Below are 11,924 nucleotides of genomic sequence, written 5' to 3' on the forward strand. Positions count from 1 at the left end.
ACGCGCATGAAAGTCGTTTTAATTAGAGACCAATCTATCAAACGACATGGCAGTAGTAGAATTCCCCCAGCTCATAGCCCGAGGTTGTGGCCTGGATGTACACAAAGATACAGTAGTTGCTTCAATCAAAGGGACGGGAATCCAGGAAGAAACCCGGACCTTCGCCACCTTCACCAGAGACCTGGAAGATTTGTCGCATTGGCTTGAAGGCCATCAGATTACCCACATCGCTATGGAGAGTACGGGCGTTTACTGGCGGCCTGTGTATTATGTTTTGGAAGGCCGCTTTGAGATCATTTTGGTTAATGCCCGTCATATCAAGAACGTTCCCGGCCACAAAACTGATAAAAAGGATTCCGAATGGATCGCCAAGCTGCTGTTGAGCGGACTTCTTCGGCACAGCTTTGTCCCGGAAGGATGGGTGCGGGAGATAAGGACATTGCTACGCCACCGTAAGAAGCTTGTCAATGAGCGTAGCCGGGAGAAAAATCGGTTACAGAATATTCTGGAAGATGCCAACATCAAGCTCGGCAGCGTGGTTAGCGATGTGTTTTCCAAAACCGGACAGGGGATCGTAGATCTGCTTATGGAAGGAATTACTGACCCCGTGGTTCTCTCAAACCAGGCCAAAGGTTCGCTGGTAAATAAAAAGCAGGTTTTACAACAGGCGCTTTACGGCCGGTTCTGTGAGCGTCACCGCTTTATGTTAAAGTTGCTCACACAGACAATGGGCGCCCTGGAAAAGCTCATCGAACAACTTGACCAGCAGATTGAACTTTGCCTGGCCGGTAAGCAGGCCGAGCTCGCACTACTGCAAACCATCCCAGGCGTATCCAGGCAATCAGCTATTGGTATCGTTTCCGAGATCGGTCTGGACATGTCCCAGTTTATCTCAGACAAGCACCTGGCTTCTTGGGCAGGGGTATGCCCAGGCAACAACGAGAGTGCAGGAAAAGTAAGATCGGCAAGGACCACCCATGGCAACACCTATTTGAAAACAACATTGATCGAAGCAGCCTGGGCGGCAAGCCATACGATGAATACCTACCTGTCATTCAAGTACCACAAGCTCACCCAAAGACGGGGAAAGAAGAAAGCGGCAATGGCGATTGCCCACCACATACTCACAGCATCATACCATATCCTCCGGGATAAATTACCTTACAAGGAACCAGCCCTGAGACCAGAAATCCTGATCGAAAGAAGGAAAGCTGAAATCCAACGGTTAGAAAACCGCGTAAGGAAGTTGAAAATATTAGCGTCCCAATAGAAAGGTCGAGGCTTTTTTTGGTGGACTATACCCCGTAAACAAAACTGATAACAGACGCTAAGCACCCACAGCTGTTGCCATAGAGCACGTAGAAAAAATTTTTCTCTAAGAGGAAAAGCGCTTACATCGATCTGTGATCATCGGATTACTTTGTCTATACGGGTTTAGAAAAGACTTTCAGAAAAAAAAGCCCGGAATTTGTATTACAAACAACTTAAAAGAATACTGATATGGAATCAAACGTCTTCAAAGTATTAGGTTGTGTAAAATAGCTCTTAAAGACCGCCCCGGCAACAGGTTCCCGGCCGGGGCGGTCTTTGCCAAGTATGCCTTCTGATTGTTTCACACTTCCTGTTGCTCATCGGATTCTGTTTCAGCACGATGCATTTACGATGTTTGAGCCAGGCAAAAATCTGTTGCCGAGAATCTTTCTCTTATCACCTTAATTCCAAGACTATGAAACACACTTACAAGAGATTTGTCCTTGTTACCGTCGCTGTTGTAATGGCAATCGCTGGTATGGCTTACTGGGCCGACACAGACCAAAAATCCAATCTCCGACCAGGCGCCGGTCAATCAGCGCACCGAAACGACAACGCTGTGCCGCAGGAGGCATTAGCCCAAATTCAGCAAAACCTAACTCAACGCGAATACCACATCAGTTACGACAGTGCGAAACATGTTCTCCAAAGCCCTAACCGGATGCAGGGGCTAAGAGCTTACTACCGTTCAGGTGAACTGACCATCGTCAACCGAAAAGATTCAGCAGGGCACAACTTCGAATTAAAACTGATCAACAAAGGCATCTACGCGGATGGTAAAAAGCTGTTCAGCCCCCAGCGTTCCGCGGCAACTAATCTGAAAGACAACCACTTGCAGATCGCGCATGACGGATTTGTGGAGGAATATATCAACGAGCCGGGTGGTGTCAGGCAAAACTTCATCATTGAATCCGCGCCGGACGGTACTCGTGAATTGGAAGTGAGACTGGACGCCGAGGGCGCGCAAGTAAAACAAGTCGGCAAAAACGAATTGATTCTTGCAAAACAGAGCCTTGCAAAATTCTATTACCGCGATTTGCATTGCTGGGATGCCGACGGAGAGCCGCTCGAAGCCAGCCTCGCTTACGCGAATGGCGATATATTGATTGAAGTCGACGTCAAAAACGCTGCTTTTCCTGTCACAATCGACCCATTGGTGGTGAATGGCACTCCTGCTAATGCATCCACCCTTCTCGAAAAAGACCAGGCGCAAGCTGCATTCGGATACTCTGTGTCTTCCGCAGGCGACATCAATGGGGACGGGTATAGCGATGTGATCATCGGAGCCCCCAACTATGATAAGGGTGAAAGTAATGAAGGAGTGGCATTTGTTTACATGGGTTCGGCCAGCGGCCTGGCCACTGCACCAGACCGGACACTGGAAGCTAACCAGCCAGATGCCAAATTTGGAAATAGCGTAGCGAATGCCGGCGATGTCAATGGGGACGGGTTCGGCGATGTGATCGTCGGAGCGCCCATGTACGACAAAAACGAAAACAATGAGGGGGCCGCATTTGTTTACCACGGCTCAGGAGCCGGACTTAACGCAGTACCCACTACCACACTGGAAAGCAACCAGCCCGAGGCAAATCTGGGCCAGTACGTTGCGGCGGCGGGCGATGTAAATAATGACGGCCTCAGCGACGTGATCACAGGTGCGCCTTTGTATGATAAAGGACAATCCAATGAAGGCGCTGCTTTCGTCTATCATGGTACACTGGCCGGGATATCCAATGTACCCATCACCACACTTGAAAGTAACCAGATCGATGCACAATTCGGCTGCTCGGTCAAAGGTGCCGGCGATGTCGACGGCGACGGATACAGTGACGTGATCGTGGGCGCTTCGATGTACGATAAAGGCGAGAGCAATGAAGGAGCCGCATTCGTATACCATGGCTCGATAAACGGAATAGCAACAGCAGCCAAAACGACGCTGGAAAATAACCAGGCAGCTGCCTTTTTCGGCTTCTCTGCATCCACCGCAGGCGACGTGAACGGTGACGGCTTTTCTGACGTCATTGTCGGATCGTTCCATTTCGACAACGGCCAGAACAACGAGGGCGGGGCATTTGTTTACCACGGCTCGGCGAATGGGATAAGTACCACAATCGCAAAACAACTGGAATGCAATCAGGCGGGGGCACAATATGGTGCTTCTGTCGCTTCGGCCGGGGATGTAAACGGAGACGGGTATGCTGATGTGATCGTAGGAGCCAACTTATTCGACAACGGGCAGGGTAACGAAGGCGGCGCATTTGTGTACGAAGGTTCCTCATCGGGCTTGGCCAATACATCCGCATCAAGCCAGGAAGGCAACCAGCTTAATGCCTACCTCGGCTCCTCCGTTTCCAGTGCGGGGGATGTGAATGGAGACGGGTATAGTGACATTGTCGTGAGTGGACAAGGATATGATAAGGGGGAAGCGGATGAGGGAGTGGCGATGGTGTGGTTAGGTGGCGCAAAAGGGACTAACAACTATGTCCAGGAACTGAATGGGTCTCAGAATGCGGCGCAGTTTGGATATTCCGTTGCCAATGCAGGCGATGTGAATGGTGACGGGTACAGTGATATAATAGCAGGTGAATATGCGTATAACAGTGGTCAATCAAATTCAGGGGCTGCCTACATTTACTATGGCTCTAGTCAAGGTATAGTTTTAAATACGGTCACAAAAATCGATAATGTTTCAGGAAGTGGCCTCCTGGGTTACTCAGTGGCGGGCGCAGGGGATGTTAATGGCGATGGCTTCGATGACGTAATCATTGGAGACGTAAGTTATTTCATAAGCTGGGACGCCCAGAAGGGCTTAGTAGAAGGTGCAGCACTAGTGTATTATGGCTCTGCCCAAGGCCTCAATAAAAACACTTTTTCTGTGCTGAAAAATAATCAAACGCAAAGCTCTTTCGGCTGGACAGTTTCCAGCGCGGGAGATGTGAATGGTGATGGGTACGACGATGTTCTGGTGGGCGATCCAAATCATGATAAGGTATTAGACGAAGGAGCTATTTTCATATATCATGGTTCAGGCCAAGGCATTAGTACAGTGGCTGCGATTACTCTGGAAGGCACCACACAGGCGGAAGAACTAGGTTTAACAGCAGGGCGCGCCGGAGATGTTAATGGAGATGGTTTTGATGACATAATCGCCGGAACTCCACTCTACACCAACGGACAGACCTCGGAAGGGGCCGCTCGAATTTTTTACGGATCCATGACAGGGATAAACAATTCAGCTACTATAATTGAGAACAATGTTAGTCAAGCTTCGATGGGGCATAGCGTTTCAGGAGCTGGTGATCTAAATGGGGACGGATTTAGCGATATAGTGGTGTTCTGCGCGGTAACACAAGCGAACGAAGGAACAACATTGGTTTACTATGGCTCTTCAAGCGGTATAAACAGCAACTCTCCAAAATCGACGCTCACCGTTGGTCAACCGGCTTACTACGGAAATTCCGTTTCCAGTGCAGGTGATTTCAATGGGGACGGGTATGGAGACTTGATAGTCGGTGCGGTTAACTATTCCCCGATAAGCAGTGGAGCTGCCTTCATGTTCTTCGGATCAGCGACCGGATTGTACTCCCAAACTCCTGTTAAATTCGAAAGTAATGTAGCCAATTCCCAAATGGGTACATCCGTTGCTTGTGCAGGTGATGTCAACGGCGATGGCTATTCAGATATCTTGATTGGAGCGCCCTTTTACAATAGCAAAGGATCTGTATTTCTTTACAAAGGAAACAATGGCGCTGGCACTCGCAACAACCTCCGCCTCTACAACTCCAACCTAACCACCCCCATCAACCACACCCAATTCGCCCAAAACAACTTTGGAGCGGGCCTTTATGCCAAATCTTTCCTCGGTCGCAACAAGGCGAAACTCGTGTGGGAAACAAAACCGGCAAACCAAGGCTTCTCCAAAGGCAGTAACAACAGCATCACCAACAGCACCCAATCTACTAGCGCGCAAAATGCTTATTCGAATCTGGGCCTGGCCGGGATTGAATTGAAAAACGTGATCAACAAGCAAGGGGCCGGAACTAAGGTGCGGATTCGCGTAAAATACGATCCCGTGCTCGCACTGACCGGGCAAACCTACAGCCCCTGGCGCTATCTGCCTGCCTACCTGATAGGCAGCAGCACCGCTCCGGTGCCGGAACAACCAGACAATGACATACTCGAAACCACTAAAAAGAAAGCTACCATGGAATTAAACGATGAATCGAGTGAACAGATCGTAATTTATCCCAATCCGGCCTCCGATCAGCTGAACGTTAAAGTCAAAAATCCTGAACTGGTTCGGACCATGAAAATACTTGACTTTAACGGCACTGCGGTCTACCAAGCCACAGGGTTCAAATCTACCATCGATATTAGCAGATTTTTAGACGGCATTTACATTGTCCTCGTAATCAATCAGGATGGTACACATACTATGAGTAAAGTTCTGGTTCGGGAGTGATAAGGATCAAACGCAAAAGAGCCGTTACCACCCGGCAACGGCTCTTTTTGTTTCGATATTATGACCTCAATCCCACAACTTGCTTGGATACACCCCAGCCTCATGCAATGCATTCAGCGAGGCCTGCACCGATGGCTTGTCCTCCGGATAAGTAACCCCGAACCAGTCTGAAGCGATACGGAATACCCGGCAGTCGCCCTCGCCGCTTTTGATCATATGCGACATCACGGTGGGGATGTAGAACTCGGCTTTGGGCGTGTTGATATTTTCACGCGCGTATTTTTCGAAAAGGTCTTTCGTAATGGGGAACATCGACGGTTTGAAGCCCCAGAAATTCATCGAGACGGGGGTTTCAGGTGCAAGCTCCGTACGCGTCTCACCTTCCTCATAGTATATGACCCCGTTTTCTTCGAATATTTTAGTCCGTTCCACCACGGAATCCAGGTTGTGATCTTCGCGCTCCACGCACACACCACGCGACACCGTGCCGTTTTCCGAAAGCGTACGTTTCAGCTCGTAGCCGATCATGGCGTGTTGCCGGTCGTTGGTATCGTTTTGCAGAAAGTTGGCCATGGTTTCAAACGCATCGCGACCGTAGAAATCGTCGGCGTTAATGACGGCGAACGGAGTATCGGTTTTATCCCAGGCACAAAGCGTAGCGTGGCCGGTGCCCCAGGGCTTCGTGCGCTCCACCGCGCCGAGGTCTTCGGGCACATAGGACTGGATTCCCTGGATGGCGAAATCAAAATCAATCTTGCCTTTCAGTTTGGGAGTAAAAACGGCCTCGGCATTCTCCTTGATTTCCTGGCGTACGATAAATACCACTTTTCCAAAACCTGCGCGAATGGCGTCATATAATGAATAGTCGATGATGGTTTCTCCGTTGGGGCCGAACTGGTCGAGCTGCTTGATACCTCCGTACCTGCTACCGATGCCGGCAGCCAAAATCAAAAGAGTTGGTTTCATTCAATTGGATTTAAACGTTCCCTGATATGGTGTGTAAAAGACGGTTCAAATTAAATCCATTCAAAACGATAAAAAAAACGCACTCCGGGTTTCGGAGCGCGTTTTTTCAAAATAAAATATTTTAATAATTTAACTATACCGCGAAGCTTTCGCCGCATCCGCAGGTACGAGTGGCATTCGGATTGATGAACTGGAAGCCTTTTCCATTCAAACCATCGCTAAAATCAAGGGTTGTCCCTGCAAGGTAAAGAAGGCTCTTTTTGTCTACGATAATCTTCACTCCCTTGTCTTCAAAAACCATATCATTGGGCTTCGACTCGGAGTTGAATTCCAGATTGTAGGTCAAACCTGAACAACCACCTCCCAAAACGCCGACGCGGATCTGATAATCTTCTTCAAAACCGTCAGCCTTACGGAGTTCTACAATTTTATTTTTGGCTGAATCGCTTACCGTAACCATTTTTCTAATGTTTTATTACCTGCACCAATTAACGTTTTTACAGAACCTGAAAGTTCACATTGTGGTCGAAAACACGTAATCATTCATCATTCCCCTTGTTTAACATCGCGTTGTTCAGCCATACCATTGAGTGCCCCACAACAATAGTGGTTTCAAGGAAAGGAATCGCGTAGCGATGTAATATTGGTAGAAAGAACGCCATACCAGCTATCGAAATCCCATCAGGGATGCAACAACAGATGGAATGTCGCCGCTGACGGTGCCTTTACGTTACATGCCCAATGGCATTTTCGTAAAATTGTAAATCTGCATTTTTGCTACCAATGTCACATGCCTAACGGCATTTTCCTTGTTCACCATTCAATCATTCCCCGTTCAAGAGCGGCTCATTCAGTCATTCAAAATCACAAAACAACCGCCCCGCCCTGGTTGATGCCCGAAACATGCACCGCAGAGTCGATTCCCGCGCTCGCGAAGCGCTCCTGCATGGCTTTTCCGGCGTTTTTCGCATTCTCGATGCCGCGGCTCAATGCAAACATCGAGGGTCCGGCGCCTGAAATGCTGCAACCGAGCGCCCCATTTGAAATGGCCGCCTGTTTCACATTTTTGAACTCGGGAATCAGGATAGCGCGGACGGGTTCGATGATCACGTCCACCATCGAGCGGCTGATCAGGTCGTAATCTGCTTTCATCAAGCCTGCAACGAGCCCGGCCACATTGCCCATTTGTGCGATTGTATTTTTCAACGACACTTCATTTCGCAAGATGAAACGCGCGTCTTTGGTATTAATCTCAATATCGGGGTGAACGAGTGTGCAGCAAAGGTCGTCTGGCACCGGTATCGTAAAGATATCCAGCGGGTTATAGCTGCGGATCACCACAAAGCCACCCAACAACGACGGCCCCACATTATCCGCATGCGCAGAGCCCGAGGCAATGCGTTCTCCTTCCATGGCAAATGGCAGCAGTTCTTTGCGGCTTAGCGGATTGCCTAGCAGCTCGTTCATCGCCACTACGCCTGCCACGGCGCTCGCCGCGCTGGAACCCATTCCGCTGCCCAAGGGCATGTTTTTACGCAAAACCACCTCGCAGCCAAGGTCGCTGATACCCAGGTGTTTCAGCAATGCGAGCATCACCACCGTCACCGAATTCTTCTCCGCCTGCCGCGGCAACCGCCCTTCATCGCCCGTAATATCCGTGATTACAATCCCCGGCTCATCCCGTTTGTACAACTCCACGGTATCCCCCGGCTCCTGAATGGCAAACCCGAAAATATCAAACCCACACGACACATTAGCGACTGTCGCCGGCGCAAAAGCTTTTACTGAATTCACTGTAAATGGTTGTTTTCTATCCCAAATAGCTACTGATACTCATGATATCCGCGAACACGCCTGATGCGGTTACTTCTGCGCCGGCGCCCGGGCCTTTGATCACCAGCGGGCGGTCTTTGTAGCGTTCCGTGGTGAAGGATACGATGTTGTCGCTGCCCGAAAGGGTGAAAAACGGGTGCGATGCGTCCACCGTTTTGAGCTCGATCGTAGCTTTGCCGTTTTCGAGCGTGGCAATGTAGCGCAGCTTTTCGCCACGGGCGTCGGCCGATGCCTGCATGTCTGCAAAGTAGGCATTGGAGATTTCCAATTCTTCGAAGAATGCATCCACCGTCGGCGCGTTGAGGCAGTTACCGGGCAGGATTTGCGAGATTTTCACTTCCTCCGGTTCCAAAGCTACCCCTACTTCCCGCGAAAGGATGAGGATTTTACGACCAACGTCGGCTCCGCTAAGGTCGTCGCGCGGGTCGGGTTCGGTGAAGCCTTTGGCTTTTGCTTCTTTCACCACGTCCACAAAGCGGTTGTCGCCGCCGAAATTGTTGAATATATAAGACAGTGTTCCGGAGAGGATCGCTTCGATTTTCAGGAATTTATCACCGCTCGCCATCAGGCCCTGGATCGTGTTGATGATCGGCAGACCTGCCCCCACATTTGTTTCGTACAAGAACTTCACGCCGCGCTGCAAGGCCGTGCGCTGCAAGGCAATGTATTCCGAATAGCTGCCCGAATTGGCGACTTTGTTCGGAGTGACGACGCTGATGCTCGCATCGAGCAGCATATGGTAATATTGTACAATATCCTTGTCGGAAGTACAATCCACAAAAACGCTGTTCGGCAAATTGAGCTCGATCATGCGCTGTACAAATGCCGGCAGACTCGTTTTCACGCCCTCGTCCATCACCCGGTCGCGCCAGTTTTCGGGTTGGATGCCGTCCGGATCGAGGAGCATTTTTTTGGTGTTGGACAAACCCGCGATATTAAGGTTGAGCAACTTTTCCTCTCGCAGGTATTTGGTCTGGTTGCGGATTTGCTCGATGAGCGTGCCGCCGATCAGCCCTACCCCGACGATAAACAGGTTGAGCGAGCGCGTTTCGGATTGGAAGAAAACACCGTGAATGGCGTTCAATGCTTTGGAAAGGTCGCTTTTGGCGATTACCACCGAAATATTCAGCTCGGAAGAGCCTTGCGCGGTCGCTACGACATTGATACCGTTTTTACCGAGAGCCGAGAAAAGTTTGCCGGAGATACCGGTGTTTTTCTTCATCCCTTCTCCCACAATGGCGACGATCGAGAGGTTTTTTTCAACCGAAATACCGTCGATGTGTCCCAGCCCGATCTCCGTCGCAAACTCCTTTTCCAGCACATCAATGGCTTTCTGCGCATTTTTTGGATCAATGGAAAAACAGATCGAATGCTCCGAAGATGCCTGCGAGATGAGGATCACGCTGATGGCATTATTGGATAGCGCCGTAAACAGGCGCCCGGAAATACCGGCCACGCCGATCATGCCGCTGCCCTGGATGTTCACGAGTGCAATTTCGTCAATCGACGAGATACCCGTGATCGCATATTCCTTACCGTTGGCCGATTTCTGAACGTACGTTCCTTCGAAGCCGGTGTTGAATGTATTGAGGACTTTAAGCTTGATATTTCTTGCAAATGCTGGCTGTAAGCTCGGCGGATAGATCACTTTCGCGCCGAAATGCGATAGCTCCATCGCTTCCGCATAGGAAATGGATGGTATCGTGAACGCGTTCGCCACTTTGCGCGGATCGGCGGTCATCATCCCGTCGACGTCCGTCCAGATCTCGATCGAGTCGGCTTCCAGCGCTGCGCCGAGGATCGACGCGGTATAGTCGGAGCCGCCGCGGCCGAGCGTGGTGGTGACGCCCTCGGCGGTAGATGCGATGAAGCCCGTGACGCATTGCAGCGCCGTGCTTTTCGCGAAATGTTCTAAAATCAGGTGATTGGTTGCTTCAAAATTGACATCGCCCATGCCGTAGGTTGCATTTGTGCGGATGATCTGACGCGCGTCGCAAAATTCCGCAGCTACGCCTTTGCTTTTGAGTATTTCGGTGATGACCATCGTCGAAAGCCGCTCCCCGAAGCTCATGATGAGGTCGAGCGTCCTTTCGGACAGCTCCCTGATCCACGAAACACCCCTTAGGATGTCTTCCAGTTCATTAAATAGGCCTCTTACGGCGGCAAAAGTGCTGCTTTGGTTCTTAACCGGGATCAGCCCGCGCACGACGGCAAAGTGCCTTTCCTCGACGCCCTTCAAAAATTCGACATATTCCGTATTGCCGGCGGCCGCCATTTTCCCGATTTCGATCAGCCTGTTCGTGACCCCGCCCATGGCAGAAAAAACGACCGCGATGCGTTCGCCTTTTGACAGATTTTCTTCGAGAATACCGATTACTGTTTTAATACTGTCGACCGATCCGACAGAGGTGCCGCCAAATTTAAGAACCTTCATTTAAAGCTATATTCGAAATATGCGAATGTGAACGGCAAAGGGCCGCTCATTTTGAACAGAATGCAAATATAACAATTCAAACGCCGCTTAAAACGAAATCCCCAATCCCGCACCGATATTCGCTACACCCACGAAACGCTTTTCATTGATCGGGATGCCCACTTCGGGATAGTTACCGACGCGCACATTCACCGCCACGTTTTTCAGCTCGGCTTCGGTAGCGATGAAATCGCCGGAAAGATGGAAATACAGCGGACCGGCGATGGGCAGGCGCAAACTCGCACCGGCACCCAGACCAAAACCGCTCGTAGAAGCAGGGCTCAAATGCACAAGAATCTGGTTTTCACCGGATTCGAACCGGCCCGTCATATCCACCGTGGGAGAGGTAACCTGCACATAACCACCCTGAATGTGGCCTTCGAGCTGTACGCGGTTGATGTTGAGGAAGATCGAAGGCCCTACCATGATCGCATTGAACTTCCAGCGCGATACATTCGTGTCCCAGGTATGTGAGGTGGTTTCGTTGATAATGCCCTTTATTTCCGCCACGCGCAGGTCGGCAATGTCCACAATCGGCTGCGGGCGCGTTGTGTTTTTATTCATGCTTCCTGAAAACTTCAAGCCGAACCAGCGGGCAATGCGGAAGTCGTAGTTGATCTGTCCATAATATCCCGAGCCCGTAAGACCCGCGAATGGGTCGTTCAGTTTTTCCCTGGCCAGCTCTCCTACCGGTAAGCTGTATCCGGCGGTTACGGAAAAGAAATTCCTGTTATCGTTCTGAGCCTGGCCGTCGATCTGCACAAATAGGAAAAGTGCAAAAAAGAAGATGATGAAACGTTGGCGAATGTTCATGAATATGGCTGGTTTGTGAGAAGAACTAGTATGGCAAACGAAATTTCCAGCTAAGGTAACATGAAA

At 50.2% G+C, this 11,924-nt stretch carries 7 protein-coding genes; 2 read left to right on the plus strand and 5 right to left on the minus strand.

Annotated elements, in window-relative coordinates; translation table 11 throughout:
* Nucleotides 1–46: 46 nt before the first annotated feature.
* Together DFER_RS15580 and DFER_RS15585 are read left to right on the plus strand one after the other, a co-directional pair.
* Nucleotides 47–1,270, plus strand: coding sequence for an IS110 family RNA-guided transposase (locus DFER_RS15580; RefSeq protein WP_015810681.1), 1,224 nt, complete (start codon nucleotides 47–49; stop codon nucleotides 1,268–1,270).
* Nucleotides 1,271–1,726: 456 nt separating this feature from the next.
* Nucleotides 1,727–5,773 carry an FG-GAP-like repeat-containing protein gene (locus DFER_RS15585; RefSeq protein WP_015812606.1) on the plus strand — a complete coding sequence of 1,349 codons (4,047 nt, stop codon included), beginning with the start codon at nucleotides 1,727–1,729 and terminating at the stop codon, nucleotides 5,771–5,773.
* A gap of 66 nt (nucleotides 5,774–5,839) precedes the next feature.
* On the opposite strand, the gene DFER_RS15590 is transcribed toward DFER_RS15585, so the two are convergent.
* The 5 genes from DFER_RS15590 to DFER_RS15610 all read right to left on the minus strand — a co-directional run bounded on the left by DFER_RS15590 (nucleotide 5,840) and on the right by DFER_RS15610 (nucleotide 11,858).
* Nucleotides 5,840–6,739 (minus strand): nucleotidyltransferase family protein, encoded by a 900-nt coding sequence (locus DFER_RS15590; RefSeq protein ID WP_015812607.1) that lies wholly within the window; start codon nucleotides 6,737–6,739, stop codon nucleotides 5,840–5,842.
* 133 nt (nucleotides 6,740–6,872) lie between these two features.
* Nucleotides 6,873–7,199 (minus strand): HesB/IscA family protein, encoded by a 327-nt coding sequence (locus tag DFER_RS15595; protein WP_015812608.1) that lies wholly within the window; start codon nucleotides 7,197–7,199, stop codon nucleotides 6,873–6,875.
* 404 nt (nucleotides 7,200–7,603) lie between these two features.
* Nucleotides 7,604–8,533, minus strand: a complete 930-nt coding sequence (locus tag DFER_RS15600; protein WP_015812609.1) for a homoserine kinase — start codon at nucleotides 8,531–8,533, stop codon at nucleotides 7,604–7,606.
* 16 nt (nucleotides 8,534–8,549) lie between these two features.
* Nucleotides 8,550–11,006, minus strand: coding sequence for a bifunctional aspartate kinase/homoserine dehydrogenase I (gene thrA / locus DFER_RS15605; protein WP_015812610.1), 2,457 nt, complete (start codon nucleotides 11,004–11,006; stop codon nucleotides 8,550–8,552).
* Nucleotides 11,007–11,093: 87 nt separating this feature from the next.
* A complete protein-coding gene (locus tag DFER_RS15610) occupies nucleotides 11,094–11,858 on the minus strand; it encodes a hypothetical protein (protein ID WP_015812611.1) in 765 nt (254 codons plus the stop codon).
* Nucleotides 11,859–11,924 lie beyond the last annotated feature (66 nt).

This window comes from Dyadobacter fermentans DSM 18053, from assembly GCF_000023125.1.
Lineage (GTDB): Bacteria > Bacteroidota > Bacteroidia > Cytophagales > Spirosomataceae > Dyadobacter > Dyadobacter fermentans.